This is a genomic window from Virgibacillus doumboii, assembly GCF_902806455.1.
Classification (GTDB): domain Bacteria; phylum Bacillota; class Bacilli; order Bacillales; family Amphibacillaceae; genus Lentibacillus; species Lentibacillus doumboii.
In genome coordinates this window covers 732,707-755,236 of sequence record NZ_CADCWQ010000001.1, presented here as the reverse complement: position 1 = coordinate 755,236, position 22,530 = coordinate 732,707, and the positions used below count along the sequence as shown (strand labels likewise).

The following is a 22,530-nucleotide window of genomic DNA, read 5'->3' as shown; positions in this document are numbered from 1 at the left end:
GGGCCGCCATTACCAGCGCCCGGTTTTTTCCATTAAATTGCGGTACTGCCAAAATGGGCAATTCCACTTTTCTTTTTAATTCATATTCATAACAATAATTCCAACAATAAACACTACCAGAGGTATATACCACAGTGTATCTGCAACACTTCTTCTTCTTGCTTCATTTCCCTTACCTTTCATTGCAAATACCCCCTTGTTTAAATGATCATTTCAGCTTTATATAGTCTAACGCCCTTACACCAAAAAGGCAATATGTTTTTGCGATTTTTTTGCAGTAATTTTCCAAGGAATTTTTTTGGCCAAAATTGATTTGTATCACAGAAAATCCTGACCACTTATGCCATTATAAAAGTGGGGTAAAATAACCATTTCAGGAAGTGGATATGATGAAAAAAATCGCTTTCATTTTAATCATTGTGACAACCTTTTTAGCAGCTTATGCAATGCAAAACCAGGGTGGCACCGAGACACTTGAGGATATTTTACAGACTAATCCTGATCAGATAACAAAAATCTCACTTTCCACACCATCAGAAACCAACTACAACATCACAACCGACGACGCCAAAATCAATAAGTTCATCACTAAAATGAAACAGCTTGACTATAAAAAAATAAGGGGAAATGAACCGGCGTATTTGCCAATGGAGGCAGGAATGATTTATTTTTACGAAAATGAAACTATCCACTTTATCGTTGCATTTGAAGACAAAGTAATGATCAATAAAACGTTTTATGAAATAACAAACGGTAAAATAACCAATGAATTTTTATCGGAATATTATCATTCGCTTAAATAAAGAGACTGGGACAAAATGAAAACGTGAAACACAAAAGACGAACTATGCACGAATTAAGCGAAGTATATTTCCGGAGCGGCTTTTTGCACCATTTTCTAGTTAATTCGGATTTTTGCTCTGATAAAACACTTTTGTCCCAGCCTCCACTTATTATTTCTTTTTCGGCTGATATATACCCGGAACGGCAATCTTTAATTGTAGACCTCCACTGAATAAATTTAAAAAATCCACAACTTAAAATCCGCTTCACAATCAGCTTTTAGACACTTTTGTGAACGATTAACGGAATAATTGAAAGTAATTCTCATTGGCGTGTATAATGGAAACAGGTACGATTTAAAGGAGATGATTTTCGTGGCAAAAATCCTGGTAGTATATACAAGTCTAACCGGCAGCACCGAAATGATGGCAGAAGCAATTATCGACCACATGGAACAAGGCGGTCATGACGTTACAATGAAAACATTTGATTTTGACCCGATTGAAGCAGAAGAAATGAAAAACTTCGACGGGATTATGATAGGTTCTTATTCATGGGATGACGATATTCCGTTTGAAGTGGACAGCTTCCACGACGACATGGATGAGGTGAACCTAACCGGAAAGCTGGTTGGCGTATTCGGCTCATGCGATTCCTATTATGATATATACGGCCCGGCCCTTGACACAATGGCTACAAAAGCAGAGCAGCAAGGCGCAAAAATATATGAAGAAAAACTGAAAATTGAGCTTGAGCCTGACGATAAGGATATCGAGCACTGCAAGAATTTTGCGGATGGATTTTTAGAGGAATTGGGAAAATAAATATGGAAGATAGTTAAATAGCATGCGCAATCAAAAGTGGTTGCGCATGCTATTTTTTGATGCTTTAATTTGAGAATCAAATGAAGGAGTGATTGGGCTAGGATCATCTGTATCCTTTATGAAATTCTTTTCTCTCATTTTTCTGCTCCGTATTGACCTTCATATGAGTGACCTTACAACGTTTTTTTGTCCTCGTTCGGGCAATCATAGCCCCGATGAATGACCTTGCAATGGCTTTTTGTCTTCGTTCGAGCACTCATAACCTTGATGAGTGACCTTGGAACGATTTTATTGCCTCATTCGGGCACTCATATCTTGTCTTCCTTTCAAATACAAAAAAGCAGAGAAATTTTTTTGCAAACTTCCCTGCTTCCCAAAAATCAATACCAAATCCTAAATCTTCCTCCATTATCCACTGTCGAGATCATTCATCAAAACTATCCGGATTCGTACCGGTCCGCTCATTCTTATTCAATCCACTGATCTGCTTCATCTCTTCATCAGTCAACGCAAAATCAAATATATCCGCATTTTCAACAATTCGATGTTCATTTACCGATTTAGGAATCAACACGACATTATTTTGAACACCCCATCGCAAAATAACCTGGGCAGGTGACTTGCCGTATTTCTCAGCTAGACCTGAAATTGTCGGGTCGTCCAATATGCGTCCTTTTTTAAGCGGTGACCACGCCTCCAGCTGGATATTTTCTTTTTCACAAAAGGCCTTTACTTCAGTCTGCGTGAGATGCGGATGGTATTCCACCTGATCAATCACCGGCTTCACATTACTGTCAGCCATCAGATCCTGCAGATGATGTACATGGAAATTGCTGACTCCAATCGCCCTGACTTTCCCTTCATCATATAACTTTTCAAGCGCTCGCCATGTTTCTTTATACTTGTCTTTCACCGGCCAATGAATCAAATAAAGATCAAGGTATTCCAACCCAAGCTTATCTAGACTTTCATCGAATGCCTTCAGCGTATTTTCATATCCCTGCTGGTCATTCCAAACTTTGGAAGTAACAAATAGTTCTTCTCTTGGCACACCGGACTCCTTTATTCCCCGGCCGACACCAGTTTCATTATCATAAAAAGAAGCCGTATCAATGCTCCTGTAGCCATGTTTCAATGCCGCTTTCACCGATTGAACCACCGTATCCCCGTCTTCAACCTTGTAAACACCCAGGCCAAATCCGGGCATCTTCACACCATTATTCAATGTTACGGTATCCTGAATATTATTTATCATGACAATTACCTCCTATATTTTCAAATCCAACTTTAATGATATACTAAAAAAAACAGATATCACAAATAATCACTAGGGGGAAGATTTATGACCAATTATCCAGTATTCGACGGACACAACGACACACTGTTAAACCTCCACTTGCCCAAACCAGGGAAGGAGCGGTCTTTTTTTAAAGAAAGCGAATTCGGGCACATTGACCTGCCAAGAGCTCAAAAGGGTTCGTTCGGTGGTGGTTTTTTTGCCATCTTTACACCAAACGAAAATTATCACGTGGAGCCTGAAAACTACATAACGGCAGATGGCTATGACATGCCACTACCACCGCCAATCGATCAGGCTCAGGCACTCCAGTTCACCAACATCCTTGCTGCAAAACTGTTCAAACTGGAAAAAGAATCAGATGGGAATTTCAAAGTGGTACGTACAGCAGAGGAATTATCTTATTGTCTGAAAAACAACATCACCGCTGCCATTTTCCATATTGAAGGTGCTGAAGCGATTGATACGGACTTTAATGCACTGCATGTACTTTATAAAGCGGGATTACGTTCGCTCGGAATTGTTTGGAGCCGCCCGAATGCATTTGGGGAAGGGGTGCCGTTTCGCTATCCATCATCACCAGATATTGGCGGCGGTCTCACTGATGCGGGAAAGGAACTTGTCCGTGAATGCAACCAGCTTGGCATCATGCTCGACACAACACACCTGAATGAAAAAGGATTTTGGGATGTCGCAAAAATTACTAATGCTCCGATTGTCGCAACCCATTCCAATGTACATAAGCTCAGCCCAATCTCACGCAATTTAACCGACAAACAACTGGAAGCCATTGCAGAATCAAAAGGTGTTGTCGGCATCAACTATGCGATTAACATGCTGCGGGAAGACTGTGGATTTGATACGGATATTTCACTGGATGAAATCGTCCGCCACGTTGCCTGCATCGCTGAAAAATTCGGTGTGGACCACGTAGCACTGGGGTCCGATTTTGACGGCACGACCGTTCCCGATTCACTTCATGACGTAACCGGTCTGCCAAAACTTGTTGAACGATTAGAGGCACATGGATTTAATGACGAGGAATTACGTAAGATTACTCATGGAAACTGGGTACGGGTTTTAGGAGATACGTGGAAATAACAGCATACAAAATGCCCGGAAGCTATAACAGCTTTCCGGGCATTTCCAGATTATTTTTCTTTCAATTCTTCAACCAATTCACCCTCAGTCAAATAACTGCCTTCCAGCCCAAGCTGTTTAGCAATCTGTGTAAAATAAGGCTGCTCCAAAAACGCCTTCTCAAGCACACTTTGATTCGCAAAAACATCTCTTGTCGCGCCATCAAGCAGTACACTACCCTGATTAAAAACAATCGTGCGTTCAAACGTCTCGGCGGCAAAGTCCATATCGTGCAAAATACACAATACAAGTTTCCCCTGACCGCTAAGCTCGCCTATGATCTCCTTAATCTTTTCCTTACCGGCAAAATCCTGTCCCATCGTCGGTTCATCAAAAATAACGACATCGGTGTCCATCGCCAGGACCGATGCAATCGAAATCATCTTGCGTTCCGAAAGACTTAAATCATATGGATTCTTTTCCTTTTGATGTTCGAGATCAACTTTCTTAAGCGCCGCCAACGCTTTTTCCCGAGCCTCCTGTTCACTCTGTCCAAGATTCAGCGGCCCAAACATTACTTCACTAACCACCTTAGTTTTAAAAATCTGATCGTTTGGATTTTGAAATACCATGCCAATATGTTCAGCCAGGCCTGCAGCTGTATAGTCCTTGGTATCTTTACCGTTGAACTGAATCCTACCCTCAGTCGGCTGCAGCAATCCTTTCAACAGCTTTACAAATGTAGTTTTTCCTGCACCATTCTGGCCGACAATTGCCGTCGTCTGATCCCTCAGATGCAAATCAATTCCTTTTAGGACCTCTACATCTTCTGCATAGGAAAAATGCAGATTATCTATTCGAAGCTCAGTCATCTTTAATCACCAATTTTTCACGGGAAATTTCCGAAAGTGTTACAGGATACGCTCCCGTACCTGAATCCTTCATCCCCAGTGCTTTTGCAACTCTGGTAACCACGGGCGCAGCAATCCCATGGTCCAGCAGATCATCTCTGGAAAAAACATTTGCCGGCGTGTCATAGTCGATCAACTTCCCATCATCCAATAACAATACCTTGTCCGCATATTGCGAAATCTTCTCCATCTTATGTTCGGCCATCATGATAGTGATGCCTTCCTTTGTCAGATTCTCAACAACCTTAAAAACTTCCGCTGAACCCTGAGGATCCAATTGGGAAGTAGGCTCATCAAGAATCAGGACATCCGGCCGCATCGCAATAACACTGGCAATCGCAACCCGCTGCATCTGCCCACCTGACAGATCAAAAGGATTTTTATCTTTAATTGCAGTAATATCAAGCAGCTCCAGACTCTCGTCAATCCGGGTAATCATTTCCTTCCTTTCGACTCCCATGTTTTCCAGACCAAAAGCGATTTCCTCGTAAACGGAAAATTTGGAGCCGGTCATCTGGGAGAATGGATTCTCAAAAACAAGACCAACTTTGGCAGCAATTTCACCAATATCCTGTTTTTTCAGTTCCATCCCGTCAATCAGAACCTTTCCGCCATAGGCTCCTTTAAAAAAATGCGGGACAAGCCCTGTCAGCGCGAAACACAGCGAGGATTTCCCTGCTGTATTCCGCCCAATCAACCCTATGAATTCACCCTTTTCCACCTTAAACGAAATGTCGTTAAGAACAAGTTTATCTGTATCCGGATATTTATATTTTAAGCCTTCCACGTCAATGATGCTCATAGTAATATCCTCCAAACAATCGCAGCAATAAGTGCGGCAATCAATAACAATTGCATTACTTTTCGGTACGGGTATTCCCTTGATTCATTTAAAAATGTCTTTTTCCCTTTTGTGTTAAAGCCCCGCATTTCAAGGGCAATCGCTCGTTCACGGGTATCATTAAGTGAATTCAGCACAACAGGACCGATTAACGGGAAAAATGCCTTCATCCGGACAAGCAGATTCCCCTCCGTCTCCATCCCTCTGGAGCGCTGGGCATCGGTTATTTTTCCCATCGTCGCCCGCATTTGCGGGATGATTTGCAGCACGGATAAAAATACATAACCAATTTTAGGCGACATTCCTTTTTTAATCAGCCGTTCGATCATCTCATCAGGCTTCGTTGTCAAAATAAGCACGCCAAACGCACTCAGCATATTGATCACCCGCATTGTTAGCAGTGCGGCGTATGACAGACCTTCCTGATAAAACGTTATTGCCCCAATCGAAAATAGAACGGTTTCATTTTCCGGATGAAACATCCCCTGAACGATAATGATCGAAATAATCAAAATGATACTGATCGCAATAATCGGCAGTATTTTCCTGAATACTTTTCCGATAACAAGGAGCAGCAAACTGTACGCTGCCACCAGCAGCACAAATTCATGCACCGGCACGATATAGGTAGCCGCTATCGAAACAAAAACATAAATCATTTTTGTCAACGGGTCCATATTGTGTATAATTGAATTTTTTTCAACGTAGAGTGTCATGGAGCTCATGTAATCAACCTCTTATAATTCCTCTATTTCGTCATCACTGCGGTAAATGTTCGTGAGTGTATTCGGCAATCCTTTATAAATCAAATAACCAATAATAACTGTAGCTACTTTGTCTGGCACATCAACAACAATGCTGTCACCGAATGATGCAAGCCAAACTGGAAGGTCCATGGAAATCAGATACGCATAAAACGCATCGCCCCATACGTTCCCGGTTTGTCCTCCCCAGAAAATAATATTCAATGGCGTTGATACGATTGCTGCAACAAAACCAACCACAAGACCGATAACAATCGCCTTTTTAATATTTGCAATCCATCCCTTATAAGCCATAATCCCAACACCGAGACCAATAACACCACTTGTAATCGCATAGACCGTTGATATTGGATCCACTGTAACCCCGTAAATAATATTATTAATAATACCTGATGCAGCTCCAATAATTGGTCCGGCCAGCATACCTGCAAGCACTGTCCCGATTGAATCAAGCCAAAGCGGCAGTTTCAATAATCCGGCAAACAATTTACCAAGATAGTTAATACCAATCGCTGCCGGAATCAGCACAATTGCTGCCGTTGATAAATTCAATGACCACATACTCCTTTTACTCATGTTTCTCTCCCCTTTGTAAAAAAATTATTTATGAATGGAAGCAATTGCTTCCAGTGCTGCTGTAATTTGGTTTTGCTCTCCCCTGGCTGTCACACCCTCTCCAGAAACAAAATTATTGATACCGTTTTCAAGGCTTCCCTTTGAAGGTACAACAACATTTAACACTGAAGCAGTCCGTAAGCCTCGCAAACCACCTAATACAAACAGGCCGGCTGTTTCCATGTCAGAACCAAGTATACCTTTGCGGGACCAAAATGCATCAATCTCATTTTCCTGGTCCGTATAGAATGTATCATGACTTCTGACAATACCCAGATGGTGCCCCACCTGCATTTCTTCGACCGCCTTTTTTAAGGAAAAAACTAATTCATAACCAGCTACAGCCGGATAAATACTATCAATATATGATTTTGACAATCCCTCATCCCGTACTGCACCTGTTGCGATAACCAAGTCCCCGAGTTCAAGGTTGTCCTTTAGTGCACCACAGCTTCCAATCCGAATTAGCGTGTGCACACCGATGTTGGCAAGTTCCTCAACTGCAATACCTGCTGACGGTGCCCCAATCCCGGTTGATAACACCAGAACCTTTACCCCTTTATAATAACCTATTACACTTTTATATTCTCGATTATATACTAAATCTTTCGCATTGGTTAATTGATTCTTTACTTTTTCTACTCTGGCAGGATCCCCTGGCAATAATGCATACTCTACATTTAAGTCTCTCGATAACTGTATATGGGGCTGAACGTCCTGTAACATGATGTGATAAATCCTCCTATTCCAGCAAACTATTTTCTTTTTCCTCGTTCAATTGGTCAATATCCAAAATAATAATGGAATCGCTTTCAATACCTACAATACCTTGTTCCTTCCAATTATACAGAACACGATTTACGCTTCTGGATGTAACCGCCAGATGATCACTGATCTGACTCCTGCTCATCCTGACGATAAATTGACCTTCCTGATACGGGTTCATATGATTAATCAAATAATTACAAAGTCGATGCCTTAACGAATATAAACTGTCCATGCCGGCCTTTTTGGATAAATTATATAGATATTTTGCCAGGTTACGATTGAAATATTGACTCATATGTGTATCCACTGCAATCCAATCCATAAAATCATCAGCCTGAATACGAATTAACGTTAAGTCAGAGAGTGCCTCAACAAAGCAGGCAGATGGCAAATGGTCAAATATTTCAAGCTCCCCAATAAAATCACCATTTTGATAGATTACCTGCGAATACTTCTTGCCACTTTCTGACATCATGTAAATGTTGGCTTTCCCCTTTACAATGATGCAGAAACTATCAACGGTTTCTCCCTGCCTGAGGACAATATCCCCCTGCTGATAATCCTGAATCGACCATTTCTTCAGAATCCGGTAAGGACAATTTTTCAAAATCGCATAAACATGACTATTCTCTTCTATTAATTGGATAACCTTTTCAATATTCATCATATCACCTATATTCTAACGATTTAAAGTGATTGTTCACAGGACATTTGTCTTTATTTTGTTTGAAAAAATAATCTATTAAATAAATAATAACCTATTTTGGGAAGAATGTCTCGAGTTTATGCTCATAATTTCACATATCAAAACAACCTGCCTAAAAATTGTTGCCAATCTTCTATGGAACAGTAAATGAACCAAGTAATTGTTAATTTTTTTAGAATTATAGATTTAACGCAGGGCCAGCCCTTGTCTCAAATTGTGAACTTTGGCAAAAAGCCGATTTACGGAAAAGAAACCAAGCTCGAACCCGAACCTGGTTTCCTTCCCAATACTATTCTACTCAACAAATTCTGTCCACGGTGTTGCTGTATCTTTAATAGCTCTTTTCACTTTACTTAAATTTTCCGCACCGGTTGTTTCAAGCCATTGACAATACGCTTCCTTACCTTCTTCGGCAAATGGCTGAACACCGTCTTTCCAGATGGCACGTCCACAAAGGCTGCCACTGAATTTAGCGCCGGCTTCTTTGGCAAAATGCAGTGTTTCAATGAACTGTTCATTGGTTACGCCACCGCTCAAGTAAATGAATGGCAGAAGGCTTTTTTCTGAGCATGTCCGATAAAAGTTTACTGCCTCTTCTTTGCTGAATACAGGATCGTAGTTATCATATTTCTCGTAGCCTTCAATATTATAGATAGATACCGGCACTTCCACCTTCAACAGGTCGATGCCGTATTCCTCTTTGGAGAATTCCGTCATGAAGTATTCCACAATTTCCGGTTTTTTCTTGGCAAATTCAGCACTTTTTGAGCCAAAGCCTTCTGCACTGTAAGAAACGGGTTCCAGAATGAACAGTAAGTCGTTTTGCTTACATTCATCACCAACACGCTTAATAAATGCTTTTTTAATCGTGTTGTATTTTTCTTCTTCTTTGTGATCATAATATACGAGCAATTTCAGTGCGCTTGCACCTTTTTCAACTAAATCCTGTACAGCAAAGTCGTCAACTAAATTCGGAAGGCGGCCTTTTTCGGAAGCGTCATAGCCGGTTTTTTCATATGCCATAATCAGACCAATGTCATCGTTTAATTTGCTTGCTGCACTCCAGCCGTACTCCGGATCAAGCAAAAGGGAAGATGACTGATTCCCGAGCACTTCACTGACACCTTCTTTAAATTGGCTTAAGCCGTCTTCATAGGAAATGCTGTCATTAAACGACTTAATCATTTTTCCTAAAGAACCGCGCTGATCCATTGCAGTTGCCAATACAACATGATCGTCATCAGAGATTAATTCCAAACCGCGTTTTTTTCCTGGTGTTAACTTCATTTGTTTTTCCTCCTAGCTTATTTTTTCTACACGAATCTGGTCCATGCACCATTCTTTTTTCTCCGGGTTTATCGAACCGGTTTTGGCTTCCATCGCATTGAGAACACCCATTGCCAGTCCATATTTTATAAACTTTTCATCCGCAAACCCGCGTGACAATCCCGAGGCAAAGCCTGCAATAACCGAGTCCCCTGAACCAACCGGATTTACTGCATCAACTTTTGGCGTTGTCACCCTGTATATGTCCTTATTGTGTTTCACAAAAGCTCCCGAAGCCCCAGTAGTAACTACTACCCAAGGAATATCCGTGAATTGCCGCGATTTTAGTGCATCAGCAATTTGAACCTCGTTCGTCACTTTTTCACCGAGCATATCTCCGAGTTCATCCTGGTTCGGCTTGATTAAGAAAGGCTTATTTTTGCTTTCAAGCACATGGCTAAGAAGTTCACCTTTTGTATCAAGCAATACAGGTGTATCATACTGTTTGGCTATTTCCAGAAGCCGAGCATAAAAATCATTCTCCAGTCCCTTTGGCAAACTCCCTGAAATCGTTACAATATCCACTTTTTGTACATACGCCGAAAACTTATCCAAAAATTGCACAGCCTCATCTTTATTAATCACCGGACCAGACTCTAATATTTCTGTCTGTTGCCCCTCGTGAAGCACCGCAATACAATTCCGAGTTTCACCATCAATACTGACAAAAAAATCCTCGATTCCCTGCTCGGAGATTTCCGTTCGGATAAACGCACCTAAACTTCCACCCAGAAATCCCGAGGCAGCCACATCTTCATCAAGGTGCTGTAATACACGGGAAACGTTCAGCCCTTTTCCACCAGCCGTTTTCGTAACATCAGTAACACGGTTCACGGTATCAAGGGAAAGTTCATTAAGCGTATAACTTATATCAACAGAGGGGTTTAATGTTACGGTTAAAATCATTTTCTCACCTGCCTACTCTTTTAGTCATTGCTGTATTTCAGTTCACCTGCAACGGCAACAGCCTGTATCGAAATGTTCTCATCGATCACAACATAATCAGCAATTTTCCCATCGACAATACTGCCAAGCTCATCATCCCGGTCAAGACTTGCTGCCGGTGACAATGAAGCACGGTGCCAAATCTCATACAATGGCTTTCCGCTCCATGCATACAGATTTTTGACACCATCAATCAGTTTCAGCGTACTGCCTGCCAGTGAACCGGTTTCCGTTCTTGCGATACCATCTTTCATGACAACCGGAAACTCACCAAGATGATAGTCACCATCAGGCATTAATCCGGCCCGCATGCAGTCCGTTATCAATGACAGCTTTTCACCTTTTGTACGAGCAGCATGTACTGCCACATCCGGATGTACATGATGACCATCACAAATTAACTCAGCAAATGCACGTCCATCAGTCAAAGCTGCTCCCACAACACCTGGTTTACGATGGTGCAGACCAGACATGCCATTAAATAAATGGACAAAATTTCGCGCCCCGGCATCTATTGCATGTCTGCATTGGTCAAAACTTGCATCTGTATGTGCCAGGCTCGCCAGAATACCATCAGCCCTTATGGAACGAATGAACTCCAAAGCGCCTTCACGTTCCGGTGCCAGTGCAATTTTTACAATCGAATCATCGGTAAGCTGTTGCCAGCCCTGAAATTCTGTGTAATCTGGATCACGAAAATAACCAGGATTTTGTGCACCTTTATGTTTTTCCGTGAAATAAGGACCTTCTAAAAAAATCCCCTCCGACTGAGCACCGGCCAATCCTTGTTGAACAGCGTTTTTTACCGCGGAAATCGCCCTATCGAGATCTTCTTTAGAAGATGTTAATGTAGTCGGCAAAAACCGTGTAACGCCAAGTGGCAGGATTGACTCTGATATTCCCTGAACCGCTTCAACCGTGCCATCCATAATGTCATGGCCATTAACACCGTGAATATGGGTATCAAACAGTCCCGGCGCAATCGTATAGCCAGTCCAGTCAACAACAGCTGCATTTTCCGGCACTGCATCAACAAACGAACCAAATTTGCCATTGTCCACTTGTAAATATCCATTCGTTTTCTTTTCGTTCTCAAGTAAAAAATGATCCGCTTTAATAAAATATGTCATGATATTACTTCCTTTATCAATGAATTAAATAAGAGGAGGTGATGAAGCCCCCTCTTTTTTATCCTGTTATTTAACCAGCATTCGTTTCTTCCATGTGGTCTTTATTATTTTTATTTCTAAATAATACGCATAAGATTATGAATCCTACTAATCCTAGTACAAAACCAACAATTGGTATTTCCAATGTGAAAAACAGTTTAATAAGTGCTAATACTATTATACCGTCTGGAACAAGAAATGCTAAGCCTTCCACCCCGTATGTTTCTAAACCAAACAATGGATAGAATAGAGCAACCGGTATTGTTAGTATTAATCCGTAGACTATTCCTGAAACAACTGCACCACGTCTTCCGCCTAAAGCATTTCCAAATATTCCTGCCATTCCACCAGTGAAGAAGCCCCCAATAATAGAAGGCAGAGGAACTACTGTGCCAAATAGTGTGGCAACAAGCATCCCTATTACCATCCCTATAACAGAAAACAAAAATCCAAGCATTAGTGCATTAGGAGCGTATGGGAAAAATATTGGAACATCCAATGCAGGTTTTGCACCAGGAACCGCTTTCAAAGCAATCCCTCTGAACGCAGGTACAATTTCTCCCAAGAACATTCGTACACCTTGCAGCAAAACTAACACACCAGCAGCAAATCCAAGTCCTTTTAACAAACTAAATACCAGGTAGTTTTGTCCATCTGACAAGGTTCCTACCAACTCTGGACCTGCAAATACTGCAGTAACAAGATAAATGACAATCATTATTAAAGATACGGAAACAGCAGTATCCTTAAAGAAATCTAATTTTTCAGGTACCTTAACTTTTTCACTATCCTTAGTCTTGTCGCCGAAAATCTTTCCAATATATGCAGAAGCAACTACACCAGTTGTCGTTAAATGACCATAAGCAACTTTATCATTTCCTGTTAACTTTCTAACAATTGGTTGTGATATAGCTGGTAGAGTAACTAATACAATACCCTGAATTACAGATCCAAAAATAATACCATTTACCTCAGAAACACCTAAGTCATGGAATGCCCATGCTAAGGCTCCAGCCATTATCCACATCATATGACCAGTTAAGAAAATATATTTGAATGGCGTTACCCGTGCAAGAAATATATTTATAAAAAAACCGAACAGCAGTATAAAAGAGGTCATTCTACCAATTTCGGCAACTGAATCAACCAAAGCGGCAATTACGGCCTCATCTACTGGAACCACTCCTGTTAAGCCAAATGCTTCCTCAAACATGGTAGCAAATGGGGATAAATTAGTGACAATTAAAGAAGAACCAGCTCCTAAAATCAAAATTCCAAGTATAGTTTTAGTTGTGCCTTTAACAATGTCCGTTATATGTTTGCGTTGTAATAATAACCCCAATAAGGCTACTATACCTAAAGTAATAGCAGGAACTGTAATAATTTCAGCAAGTGCTTGCAATAATCCCATCTTAACTCCTCCTTTGACCAAATATATGTTTTCAGGTGAACTTGATGTAAGCTTGGGACGAATCCCATAGCTTACACCTTTAATTATCAATCTTCCATATCTTTTAGTTCTTCCAATAGTTTGCTTCGGACTTCTTCAGTATCAGTCAAATTATTAATAAATACTTTTCTAATTTCTACACTTTCAAGAGATGATTCTAAATCTGCTGAAGCCATTATTAAATCAGCAGTTCTCCCTTTAGCAGATCCTACATCTAAAGCGCTTACTTCTGCTCTGACACCTTCTTCGTTTAAGATATCGTCTACTGTCATCTTAAGCATTAGACTAGTTCCAAAACCCATTCCACAAACTGTGATTATTTCCATTACACTCACCCCCCCTACAGGCAATTTATTCTTTCACGATATTTCTCGATGAATTTCTTATTGATTTGATCTCCTTTATCAAGGTTAGAACTGACATATATAGGCGGCTCAATACCTTTCTGACTAAGGTTCCCAATAACCTGGGCAACGATTGATTGGAGTATTGTAAATCCAATCACTGATGAAGTCGGTGCAAATTTTGACCCCACACCAGGAGTTTTTAATACTGCATCTCCCGGTTCACCATGGTTGTCCAGCACAACATCCGCTAATTGATAAAGTTTTTTATTGCTTTCATGTCTGGAACTTACTTCTTTCGAAAATGACATGGAAGTTAATGCTATCACTTTCAATCCCCGATTTTTTGCTTCAATAGCCATTTCGATTGGTACAGCATTTCTGCCCGAAGTTGATACAATTAACATGACGTCTTGAGATTTAATATTTTCAGCATCAAGAACCACTTTCGCCAGTCCTGTTTGCCTTTCAGCAAAAGTGCTTAAAGGAGCAGTTGGTGCAAGTGAAAGTGCAGGCGGCAAAATTGCGTTAACAGGTACTAGGCCGCCAGCTCTATAGAATAGCTCCATCGCATACATTTGCGAATGCCCACACCCAAATACATGAAGAACTCCATCATTTTCTATGGATTCGTCTATTAATGCAGCCGCTTTCAGTATATTTTCGCTTTCCTTTTCTGCGATTTCCGCAAGTGACTTTTCAATACTTGAAAAATATTCTTTGTATAACATGTTGAGTTCCTCCTACTCTACTTTTTCATAGATCATTTTTAAAACTTTTTCTGCATTCGTTTCACTTTTAATCTCATTTACCAGCTCATTATCCTGTAAGATTTTCATCAGCTCAGCCATAGCTTTTAAATGCGAATCATGTTCAATCGCCCCAAGTGCAAATACCAGATCTACCGGGTCCTTACCATCTGCCCCAAATTCAACTGGTTTTTTTAAGGTAATCATACTTAAGCATATTTCATTCACACTTTCCTCAGGCCTTGCGTGAAACAAAGCCATGCCTGGCGCTATAACAATATATGGTCCATATTCATGAACAGCCTCAAGCATTCTTTGGATATAATCTTCTTTAATAGAATTGTTCTTTAATAGTAATTCCCCTGCTTTAACTCCAGCGTCTTCCCAATCAGCTGCTTCCACTTGAAGACTGATCGTTGATTCTGTCAATAATTCTTTAATCATAGGATTACTCCTTTTTTACGGCAAATTATGTTGCATCCTCAACTGTATTCCTTTAAAAATACTTCTCTCTCATCCATCATAATCATAGATCGTTACACCCTGCACCACACGATTCACACGACCGTCCGGGCTCGGATTATCCGGTGTGATGCCAAGCTGCAGTGATTTATTCAATGCAAGCGCCTGAGCAAAAATCACATAAAGCAGTGCCAGATGGAAATCTCCGGACAAGCTCTCGTTTCCGCTCGTAACTGAAATTGTCCAATCAGCCAATTCACTAACTTCTGCATCCGCTTTCTCCGTAAGTGCAATTACTTTCATTTCAGAATCATCTTCTGCAATCTCACGCAAAATATCCATATCGTATTTTCGTGTATACGGGTCCTGTGACATAAACACAACAACTGCTGATTTTTCGTCTAAAATCGACTTTGGACCATGGCGGAAACCAAGTGATGATTCGTGTACTGCCACCACTTTCCCGGCACTTAACTCAAGCATCTTCAGTGCCGCTTCATGTGAAAGCTGCCCCAGCATTCCTGATCCTAAATAAACAATACGCTCAAAATCAAAATCAATAATTTCATTGATTTTAGCAGGCAGAGTTTCAAGCAATTTTTCCGCATCAGCAACAACATTTTTGTCAAAATCATTTGACGTAAACAGAGTGTATGCAGCTATCAGCATACAAGTGAAACTGCTTGTCATTGCAAACCCTTTATCGTGTGCCTTATCCGGGGTTAATATAGTTACTGAGTTTTTATCATTTTTCGTATTACTGGCAAGCTGTCCATCTTTATTGCACGTGATTACCACCTGATAAAAATCCTCAACGACCTGTTCACCAAGTGCCACAGATGCTACACTTTCCGGGCTGTTTCCGGAGCGTGCAAACGACACCATAATAGTTGGAACATCTTTTTGTAAAAATTCTTTGGGATTGGAAACAATATCCGTTGTCGGAACCGCATCAAATTGAACATTCCCCTTATTTTCCCTGCACAATACAGGTGCAATCGTGTCACCGATAAATGCTGATGTTCCGGCTCCTGTGAAAATCACACGAACATGTTCGTGTTTTGTATAAATCGAGTTAATAAAATGATTTAATGATTCCTTTTGTTCGGAAAGTGATGCTGTCAGCTCCTGCCAAACTTCAGGCTGCTGGGAAATTTCCGATGCAGTATGAATCGCTTTTTTGGAACGCAATTCTTCCTCAGTAAACGTAAACATTTCTATTCCTCCATCTTGCTGTTATATTGTGTATTGTGGTTATGTTGTCATTACCAGTTATTGTTTAAAAATAACTCTATTAAGTGTTTTCTCTATTAAAGCGGTTAATACCACTTCACTTAATAGAGTTTTAGGTTAACTCGACAGTGTAATCAAACTTGTCACCACGTGCTACACTAATAGTATACTCAATCAATTCATCATTATGATAAGCAAAACGCTTAATCAACATTGCAGGCTGATCTGCGGTCATTCCAAGCTGTACCGCCTCTTGCTTGCGTACACTTGTTGCAGAAAACCGCTCAACTGCTTTCGTCACACCAACCTGATAATCCTGGCTAAACACGTCATACATCGGACGTTCATCCAGGTCTTTTTCGGTCAAATGTGGAAAGGTCTTTTTTGGAAGATAGGACGTTTCATACATTAATGGCTCGTCATCAGCAAGCCGCAGTCTGACTACTTGAAAAGCTTCATCCAATGGCGTCAGGTCCATCTTATTTGCCAGTCTTTCATCCAATGCAATTTCACGAAACGAAAGAACTTGTGTCGCAGGTGTTTTTCCCATTTCCTTCATTTCTTCGGTAAAACTGTAAAGCTTGACGAGGTTTTGATTATAGCTTTTTGGCGAAACGAACGTTCCCTTGCCATGAAGCTTATAAATATGACCCTCGCGCTCCAGCTCCTGCAGCGTTTGCCTTACAGTTATCCGGCTGAGGTCATGGAGTTCACACAACTCACGCTCGGAAGGAAGCTTCTCATCCACCTGATATTCTCCAGCATCTATTTTCTTAATTAAGTCCTCCATTAATTGTAAATACAGTGGAACCTTACTCTTCTTATCCAATTCGCACTTCCCACCTCCCAAAAAATGTGGTAACTGGTATTAGAAATTGTTATATGGTTATGACCAGTTAAGATAAGTATAAAATATGGTTTATAAATTGTAAAGGGTTTCATTTGAAAAAAATTTATCCGGACATATATTCCGTTATTCCAGTCAAGTCCGGCGTATTTGTAATTCCACGGACTTCTGTTCCGTTATCGATCAAAAAAAATCCTATTTTGACATAAATTTATCTAAATAAAGGAAAATATGTCCGCCAAAACTTTAAAACGAAGTTATTTTCGAGTAATAGGGGAATAAATGTCCCCCAACAAAAAGGAACCATTAATAATCAAATGTACTTGATACAAAAAGCCGACGACTCCATCAAGAAGATCATCGGCTTATACTTAAATAATCTATTGTTTTTGTATCATCTCAAAAACCTGATCAACATCCTTATCGCCCCTGCCTGATAGATTCACAATAATCGAATCCTCTTTCGGCAGCGACTTTGCAAGCTTAATCGCTTGTGCGACAGCATGTGAACTTTCCAGTGCAGGAATAATCCCTTCGACTTTGGACAGTTCCTGAAAAGCTTCAAGTGCTTCATCACCAGTCACAGTTTCATATTCAGCTCTTCCACTGGTTTTAAGATGACTATGCTCAGGCCCGACACCTGGGTAATCCAGTCCGGCTGCAATCGAATACGTTGGCTGTGGTTCCCCATCTTCATTGAGAAGTGTCAGGCATTTAAACCCGTGAATAACAGCAGGTTCACCTTTCGTAATCGTCGAAGCTTCAGTTGGTTCTACACCAACCAAACGAACCTCATTTTCCTCAATATAATGAGCAAACGCACCAATCGCATTACTGCCCCCACCGACACAAGCAACAACTGCTGCCGGAAGTTTACCTTCTTTTTCAATTATCTGGCGCTTTGATTCCTGACTGATCACAGCTTGAAAATATTTGACCATGGTTGGATACGGGTGCGGTCCAACGGCTGAACCAAGCAGGTAAAATGTATTCTCCTGATTTTCCACCAGGTCATTTAACGCCTCATCAACAGCGTCCTTCAAGCGACCCTGGCCATTTTCAACCGGGATAACTTCCGCTCCCAGAAGCTCCATCCGAAACACATTTAATTTCTGGCGTTTCGTATCAAGTTTTCCCATATAAACCGTACATGGAATGCCGAACATCGCACATGCCGTTGCAGTCGCAACACCATGCTGCCCGGCACCGGTCTCTGCTACAATCCGCTTAACACCCATCCGCTTTGCCAGTAAAATCTGGCCAATAACATTGTTAATTTTATGGGCACCGGTATGATTCAGATCTTCACGTTTTAAATATATTTTCGCTCCACCAATTTTTTCCGTAAGATTCCCGGCAAAAGTCAGTGGATTATCGCGACCGACAAACTCCTTCAGGTAATACCGAAATTCCTGTTCAAAATCCGGGTCATTCCGATACTTCTCAAATTTCTCGGCCACATAGGATAAAACCTTGTTCAGGTCGTCAGGAACATAACTGCCTCCAAACTCCCCGAAAAATCCTTTCTCCGCTACACTTTGCTTACTGCTCATAACTCTACTCAGCTCCTCTATACTATACTGGTATTCTATAATAAGAATACTTGGGAGCTATTTTACCATTTTGAGATAAATTTGCAATGAATTTTTAGAAAATAATAAATTCATATAAAAAAGTCGAAGCGGTTGATACGCATCCGACTTTTCAAATACGGTCTACAGCATTTCCGACACTGTCTTCGCCTCAAGGAAGTTCAACAGATAGTCTGGTCCGCCTGCCTTGGCATCTGTACCGGACATTTTGAAACCGCCAAATGGATGGTAGCCAACGATGGAAGCTGTGCAGCCACGGTTGAAATACAAATTACCAACATGGAATTCATATCGGGCACGGTTCAAGTGTTTGCGGTTATTTGAGATAACGGCGCCGGTCAGTCCGTAGTCGGTATTATTTGCTATTTCCAACAGTTCGTCAAAATCTTTTGCTTTGGCAAATCCAACAACAGGGCCGAAAATTTCTTCCTGCATAATCGTTGCTTTCGGATTCAGATCCGCGAATATCGTTGGATAGACAAAATAACCTTCAGAGTCGTCGGTTTCGCCGCCAAATACGAGTCTTCCTTCTTTCTTGCCCAGTTCGATGTAATTTTTAATTTTATCAAACTGTTTCTGATTGATGATGCCTGCCATATACGTATCTTCCTGGGCAGGATCGCCAACCGTTACATTTTCTGCTAGTTTTTTTGCTTTTTCAATAACCTCATCGTAAACTTCCTCATGAACAACTGCTCGCGAACATGCCGAACATTTCTGTCCCTGGAACCCGAACGCCGAGTTGACAATGGCATCTGCAGCAAGGTTCAGATCCGCATCATTATCCACTATAATCGTGTCCTTACCACCCATTTCAGCAACAACACGTTTTAAATGCGTCTGTCCTTCATGAACCTCGGATGCACGTTTGTAAATCCGTGTTCCTGTTGCACGTGAACCGGTAAAATTAATGAAATGCGTCTGTGGATGGTCAACCAGATAATCACCAATCTCACCCGGATCACCCGGGACGAAATTCACAACACCTTTTGGCAATCCGGCTTCTTAAAGCACCTCGACCAGCTTATACGCAATGACCGGAGTGTTTTCCGACGGCTTCAACAGCACTGGATTCCCCGCAACTATAGGACCAACCGTCGTCCCGCAAACAATCGCAAAAGCAAAGTTCCATGGCGGAATCGCAACACCGGGACCAAGCGGCTGATAAAAATAGGAGTTATGTTCAAAAGTCCGGTCATTAATCTTTTTCCCCTTGCCAAGCTCAATCATCTGCCGGCCATAGTATTCCAGGAAATCAATTCCTTCAGCCGTATCCGCATCAGCCTGCCCCCACGGCTTTCCAGCTTCATACGACATCATCGCAGAAAACTCATGTTTCCGCCGGCGGGCAATTGCTGCAGCCTTAAACAAAACACCCGCACGTTCTTCAGGCGTATATTCCCGCCATTCTTTAAAAGCAGCCTGAGCAGCTTCCATCGCCTGATCCACGTGCTCTTTCGTTGCTTTCGAAGCATACCCGATTACTTGCTCCTTGTTGGAAGGATTAACCGATTCAAGTTTATCATCGGTATAGATATGTTCCCCGCCAATCACAAGCGGATAATCCTTTCCCAAATCCATGCGGCGAATCCTGCTGAGTGCATCTTCGTAGAGCTGACGATTTTCCTGTATACTAAAGTCTGTAAACGGTTCGTGTGTATAAGGAACTACCATAAAAAAACCTCCTCGAGAAAATAATTCATCCTATAGATGAAATTTCCCTTTGGAGGTCGGGTTAAACATAATGAAGTTCATTGGAAAATATTTTATGGCAAGTTACTCTGTCTTCCAGGTTTTCGTCATTCTCTCCCGGGTTTGAGTGACTCTCTCCCGGATTAAGGGCGTTTTCTTTCTAATCAGCGAATATTTGAGCGTTCTTCCAGCACCTCATTAAGATAAATAAGTAACTCTTCCCTAATATTTGCATTATCCAAAGCCATATCAATAGTAGTTTTCACAAATCCCAGCTTTTCACCAACATCATATCGCTTACCTTCAAAATCATAAGCATACACTTTTTGTATATCATTCAATTTCTGAATTGCGTCAGTAAGCTGGATTTCACCGCCGGCGCCGATTTCCTGCTTGTCCAAATAAGAAAAAATTTCAGGTGTAAAAATATAACGGCCCATGATTGCCAAATTCGACGGGGCAGTTCCCTGTTCAGGCTTTTCCACGAAGTTTTCCACCTGGTATCTCCTGCCTTCCGAACTGTTTGGCTCCACAATTCCGTAGCGGTGCGTTTCATTATCAGGTACCTGCTGAACCCCGACAATCGACTGCTGCGTTTCTTCAAACTGATTAATTAACTGTTTCAGACATGGCGTTTCCGCTTTAACAATATCATCACCCAACAAAACAGCAAACGGTTCATTGCCAATAAATTTACGCGCACACCATACAGCATGTCCCAGTCCTTTAGGTTCTTTTTGGCGTATGTAATGAATGTCCAACTTGGAAGACTGTCTAACCTCGCCCAGCAAATCAAACTTTTCTTTTTTCAGCAGGTTTTCTTCCAATTCAAAGTTGATGTCGAAATGATCCTCGATTGACCGCTTCCCTTTACCGGTAACAATAATGATATCCTCAATCCCGGACTCCACCGCTTCCTCCACGATGTATTGAATGGTCGGCTTATCGACAATCGGCAGCATTTCTTTCGGCATTGCCTTTGTCGCCGGCAGAAATCTGGTACCCAGCCCGGCAGCAGGAATAATTGCTTTTTTTACTGTGTTCATTTTAATTGACCCCCAATTTGAATGGTTTATTTTTTTATATTAACTATTACCTATCCATCAATTCCTGAATTGTTTCCTCATGTTTTGTAATGTTTCGTTCCAAAACTTCATAAAAATCATCACTAATATCATCGGGTAACTCTTTTTTATACAAAACAATTCTGTCATCCTTTATTTCAATCCCGACACTATCCCCATAAGAAATCCCTGCCCTTTCCAGTAGCTCTTTTGGAAAGGTTATTCCATAGTTATTGCCAACTTTAATTATTTTCCTTTCCATTTAATTACCTCATTCCGTTTTTATCATTACATTCATTATAACGTAAATGAGTAATCATTGTTAGAATAGTACGAAATAAAAATACTTCCTTCACTACTACAATCGAATCTCAAGCCAAAAAGGTGGCATAAACCCGGAAATTATTTTTTATAAATTATGCCACTTTTTAGCGTCCAAATCCGATTATATATATGAAGGAGCATAATATTTCACAAAAGATTACCAAGCCTCCAGCGGTCATCACTCCCCTACTGTGATATAATCGATTCGCCAATAGTCGAGTCACCTGGAGGTTATTATGAGTAAATGGTTTTATTTTAATCTGGTGTTGTTGGTTTTTGCTATATGGAAAATTGCGGACCACACCCCTATTCCATTACATATATTATTTGGGGCTTTGGGACTGTTCCTGGTTTTATTCAACTGGACGCGGCATGCCGTTTTCTCGACAATCCGTAACACATCGGATCGAAAGAAAAAAATCAAATTAGCAAACATTTCCAAGAAAATAGTCCCGTTTCACAGGTATATCGGCACAACTGCCCTAATCCTAATCATTATTCATGCCATGCTTGTCATAGACCGCTTTGGCGGTTTTTACTGGCAAAACATTAAAATGATAAGCGGGCTTTTGACCGGTTTAGTCCTGATTGGTATGGTAACCAGTGGTTGGCTGCGGTTAATCTGGCCGACTGTGCGAAAACGGATGATTCATATTTGGCTTGGAATAACACTGTTTTTTCTGATAGCAATACACTTGATTTTATAAAATTCCTCCTTGAAAAATAACACAAGAAGTCATATAA

Annotated in this window: 23 protein-coding genes and 1 pseudogene; 4 read left to right on the top strand and 20 right to left on the bottom strand. The window is 41.0% G+C overall.

Features of this window, described 5'->3' with window-relative positions:
- Positions 1-389: 389 nt before the first annotated feature.
- Together G6R02_RS03615 and G6R02_RS03610 are read left to right on the top strand one after the other, a co-directional pair.
- Complete coding sequence (locus G6R02_RS03615; protein WP_164667888.1) at positions 390-803, top strand: hypothetical protein; 414 nt, start codon at positions 390-392, stop codon at positions 801-803.
- Positions 804-1,157: 354 nt separating this feature from the next.
- A complete protein-coding gene (locus G6R02_RS03610; protein ID WP_164667887.1) occupies positions 1,158-1,607 on the top strand; it encodes a flavodoxin domain-containing protein in 450 nt (149 codons plus the stop codon).
- A gap of 424 nt (positions 1,608-2,031) precedes the next feature.
- Here G6R02_RS03610 and G6R02_RS03605 read toward each other — a convergent pair whose 3' ends face one another.
- Positions 2,032-2,862: an aldo/keto reductase gene (locus G6R02_RS03605; RefSeq protein WP_164667886.1), complete on the bottom strand. Its 831-nt coding sequence runs from the start codon at positions 2,860-2,862 to the stop codon at positions 2,032-2,034.
- A gap of 87 nt (positions 2,863-2,949) precedes the next feature.
- Here G6R02_RS03605 and G6R02_RS03600 point away from each other — a divergent pair, with 87 nt between their 5' ends.
- Entirely contained in the window at positions 2,950-4,005 is a 1,056-nt protein-coding gene (locus tag G6R02_RS03600) for a dipeptidase (RefSeq protein WP_164667885.1), read from the top strand.
- 50 nt (positions 4,006-4,055) lie between these two features.
- On the opposite strand, the gene G6R02_RS03595 is transcribed toward G6R02_RS03600, so the two are convergent.
- From G6R02_RS03595 to G6R02_RS03505, 19 genes and pseudogenes are all read right to left on the bottom strand, one after another.
- The gene (locus G6R02_RS03595; RefSeq protein ID WP_164667884.1) at positions 4,056-4,856 is read right to left on the bottom strand and encodes an energy-coupling factor ABC transporter ATP-binding protein; all 801 of its coding nucleotides are present in this window, start codon (positions 4,854-4,856) and stop codon (positions 4,056-4,058) included.
- Complete coding sequence (locus tag G6R02_RS03590; RefSeq protein WP_164667883.1) at positions 4,849-5,697, bottom strand: energy-coupling factor ABC transporter ATP-binding protein; 849 nt, start codon at positions 5,695-5,697, stop codon at positions 4,849-4,851. The genes G6R02_RS03595 and G6R02_RS03590 overlap by 8 nt, the downstream gene beginning before the upstream one ends.
- Positions 5,694-6,461: an energy-coupling factor transporter transmembrane component T family protein gene (locus G6R02_RS03585; protein WP_164667882.1), complete on the bottom strand. Its 768-nt coding sequence runs from the start codon at positions 6,459-6,461 to the stop codon at positions 5,694-5,696. Before G6R02_RS03585 ends, G6R02_RS03590 begins: the two co-directional genes overlap by 4 nt.
- A gap of 12 nt (positions 6,462-6,473) precedes the next feature.
- Positions 6,474-7,076, bottom strand: a complete 603-nt coding sequence (locus G6R02_RS03580; protein ID WP_164667881.1) for an ECF transporter S component — start codon at positions 7,074-7,076, stop codon at positions 6,474-6,476.
- A 24-nt stretch (positions 7,077-7,100) separates the two neighbouring features.
- On the bottom strand, positions 7,101-7,841 hold the full coding sequence (locus tag G6R02_RS03575; RefSeq protein ID WP_164667880.1) for a nucleoside phosphorylase: 741 nt from the start codon (positions 7,839-7,841) through the stop codon (positions 7,101-7,103).
- Between the two features lie 16 nt (positions 7,842-7,857).
- On the bottom strand, positions 7,858-8,550 hold the full coding sequence (locus tag G6R02_RS03570; RefSeq protein WP_205520046.1) for a Crp/Fnr family transcriptional regulator: 693 nt from the start codon (positions 8,548-8,550) through the stop codon (positions 7,858-7,860).
- Positions 8,551-8,883: 333 nt separating this feature from the next.
- Entirely contained in the window at positions 8,884-9,876 is a 993-nt protein-coding gene (locus tag G6R02_RS03565) for a tagatose 1,6-diphosphate aldolase (RefSeq protein WP_164667878.1), read from the bottom strand.
- Positions 9,877-9,888: 12 nt separating this feature from the next.
- Entirely contained in the window at positions 9,889-10,821 is a 933-nt protein-coding gene (locus tag G6R02_RS03560; protein ID WP_164667877.1) for a hexose kinase, read from the bottom strand.
- Between the two features lie 20 nt (positions 10,822-10,841).
- Positions 10,842-11,990, bottom strand: coding sequence for an N-acetylglucosamine-6-phosphate deacetylase (gene nagA / locus G6R02_RS03555; protein WP_164667876.1), 1,149 nt, complete (start codon positions 11,988-11,990; stop codon positions 10,842-10,844).
- A 70-nt stretch (positions 11,991-12,060) separates the two neighbouring features.
- Positions 12,061-13,440 carry a PTS ascorbate transporter subunit IIC gene (ulaA, locus tag G6R02_RS03550; protein ID WP_164667875.1) on the bottom strand — a complete coding sequence of 460 codons (1,380 nt, stop codon included), beginning with the start codon at positions 13,438-13,440 and terminating at the stop codon, positions 12,061-12,063.
- A gap of 86 nt (positions 13,441-13,526) precedes the next feature.
- Entirely contained in the window at positions 13,527-13,805 is a 279-nt protein-coding gene (locus G6R02_RS03545) for a PTS sugar transporter subunit IIB (RefSeq protein WP_164667874.1), read from the bottom strand.
- A gap of 14 nt (positions 13,806-13,819) precedes the next feature.
- The gene (locus G6R02_RS03540; RefSeq protein WP_164667873.1) at positions 13,820-14,554 is read right to left on the bottom strand and encodes a sugar isomerase domain-containing protein; all 735 of its coding nucleotides are present in this window, start codon (positions 14,552-14,554) and stop codon (positions 13,820-13,822) included.
- A gap of 12 nt (positions 14,555-14,566) precedes the next feature.
- Positions 14,567-15,016: a PTS sugar transporter subunit IIA gene (locus G6R02_RS03535; RefSeq protein ID WP_164667872.1), complete on the bottom strand. Its 450-nt coding sequence runs from the start codon at positions 15,014-15,016 to the stop codon at positions 14,567-14,569.
- A gap of 69 nt (positions 15,017-15,085) precedes the next feature.
- Positions 15,086-16,249, bottom strand: coding sequence for an SIS domain-containing protein (locus G6R02_RS03530; RefSeq protein WP_164667871.1), 1,164 nt, complete (start codon positions 16,247-16,249; stop codon positions 15,086-15,088).
- A 130-nt stretch (positions 16,250-16,379) separates the two neighbouring features.
- Positions 16,380-17,096, bottom strand: a complete 717-nt coding sequence (locus G6R02_RS03525; RefSeq protein ID WP_246202508.1) for a GntR family transcriptional regulator — start codon at positions 17,094-17,096, stop codon at positions 16,380-16,382.
- A gap of 398 nt (positions 17,097-17,494) precedes the next feature.
- Positions 17,495-18,667, bottom strand: coding sequence for a tryptophan synthase subunit beta (trpB, locus tag G6R02_RS03520; protein ID WP_164667870.1), 1,173 nt, complete (start codon positions 18,665-18,667; stop codon positions 17,495-17,497).
- Positions 18,668-18,829: 162 nt separating this feature from the next.
- A pseudogene (pruA, locus tag G6R02_RS03515) lies at positions 18,830-20,380 on the bottom strand (L-glutamate gamma-semialdehyde dehydrogenase).
- A 182-nt stretch (positions 20,381-20,562) separates the two neighbouring features.
- Positions 20,563-21,444, bottom strand: coding sequence for a UTP--glucose-1-phosphate uridylyltransferase GalU (galU, locus tag G6R02_RS03510; protein ID WP_164667869.1), 882 nt, complete (start codon positions 21,442-21,444; stop codon positions 20,563-20,565).
- A 46-nt stretch (positions 21,445-21,490) separates the two neighbouring features.
- Positions 21,491-21,724, bottom strand: coding sequence for an AbrB/MazE/SpoVT family DNA-binding domain-containing protein (locus G6R02_RS03505; RefSeq protein ID WP_164667868.1), 234 nt, complete (start codon positions 21,722-21,724; stop codon positions 21,491-21,493).
- Positions 21,725-22,022: 298 nt separating this feature from the next.
- Here G6R02_RS03505 and G6R02_RS03500 point away from each other — a divergent pair, with 298 nt between their 5' ends.
- Positions 22,023-22,493: a hypothetical protein gene (locus G6R02_RS03500; RefSeq protein ID WP_164667867.1), complete on the top strand. Its 471-nt coding sequence runs from the start codon at positions 22,023-22,025 to the stop codon at positions 22,491-22,493.
- Positions 22,494-22,530: the final 37 nt, after the last annotated feature.

Coding starts and splice junctions, on each gene's coding strand:
- G6R02_RS03505 (WP_164667868.1), bottom strand. CDS start 21,724: ATGGAAAGGAAAATAATTAAAGTTGGCAATAACTATGGAATAACCTTT.
- G6R02_RS03540 (WP_164667873.1), bottom strand. CDS start 14,554: ATGTTATACAAAGAATATTTTTCAAGTATTGAAAAGTCACTTGCGGAA.
- G6R02_RS03530 (WP_164667871.1), bottom strand. CDS start 16,249: ATGTTTACGTTTACTGAGGAAGAATTGCGTTCCAAAAAAGCGATTCAT.
- trpB (WP_164667870.1), bottom strand. CDS start 18,667: ATGAGCAGTAAGCAAAGTGTAGCGGAGAAAGGATTTTTCGGGGAGTTT.
- G6R02_RS03545 (WP_164667874.1), bottom strand. CDS start 13,805: ATGGAAATAATCACAGTTTGTGGAATGGGTTTTGGAACTAGTCTAATG.
- G6R02_RS03535 (WP_164667872.1), bottom strand. CDS start 15,016: ATGATTAAAGAATTATTGACAGAATCAACGATCAGTCTTCAAGTGGAA.
- G6R02_RS03565 (WP_164667878.1), bottom strand. CDS start 9,876: ATGAAGTTAACACCAGGAAAAAAACGCGGTTTGGAATTAATCTCTGAT.
- G6R02_RS03595 (WP_164667884.1), bottom strand. CDS start 4,856: ATGACTGAGCTTCGAATAGATAATCTGCATTTTTCCTATGCAGAAGAT.
- nagA (WP_164667876.1), bottom strand. CDS start 11,990: ATGACATATTTTATTAAAGCGGATCATTTTTTACTTGAGAACGAAAAG.
- G6R02_RS03605 (WP_164667886.1), bottom strand. CDS start 2,862: ATGATAAATAATATTCAGGATACCGTAACATTGAATAATGGTGTGAAG.
- G6R02_RS03500 (WP_164667867.1), top strand. CDS start 22,023: ATGAGTAAATGGTTTTATTTTAATCTGGTGTTGTTGGTTTTTGCTATA.
- G6R02_RS03590 (WP_164667883.1), bottom strand. CDS start 5,697: ATGAGCATCATTGACGTGGAAGGCTTAAAATATAAATATCCGGATACA.
- G6R02_RS03585 (WP_164667882.1), bottom strand. CDS start 6,461: ATGAGCTCCATGACACTCTACGTTGAAAAAAATTCAATTATACACAAT.
- G6R02_RS03575 (WP_164667880.1), bottom strand. CDS start 7,841: ATGTTACAGGACGTTCAGCCCCATATACAGTTATCGAGAGACTTAAAT.
- G6R02_RS03570 (WP_205520046.1), bottom strand. CDS start 8,550: ATGATGAATATTGAAAAGGTTATCCAATTAATAGAAGAGAATAGTCAT.
- galU (WP_164667869.1), bottom strand. CDS start 21,444: ATGAACACAGTAAAAAAAGCAATTATTCCTGCTGCCGGGCTGGGTACC.
- G6R02_RS03560 (WP_164667877.1), bottom strand. CDS start 10,821: ATGATTTTAACCGTAACATTAAACCCCTCTGTTGATATAAGTTATACG.
- G6R02_RS03615 (WP_164667888.1), top strand. CDS start 390: ATGAAAAAAATCGCTTTCATTTTAATCATTGTGACAACCTTTTTAGCA.
- G6R02_RS03600 (WP_164667885.1), top strand. CDS start 2,950: ATGACCAATTATCCAGTATTCGACGGACACAACGACACACTGTTAAAC.
- G6R02_RS03580 (WP_164667881.1), bottom strand. CDS start 7,076: ATGAGTAAAAGGAGTATGTGGTCATTGAATTTATCAACGGCAGCAATT.
- ulaA (WP_164667875.1), bottom strand. CDS start 13,440: ATGGGATTATTGCAAGCACTTGCTGAAATTATTACAGTTCCTGCTATT.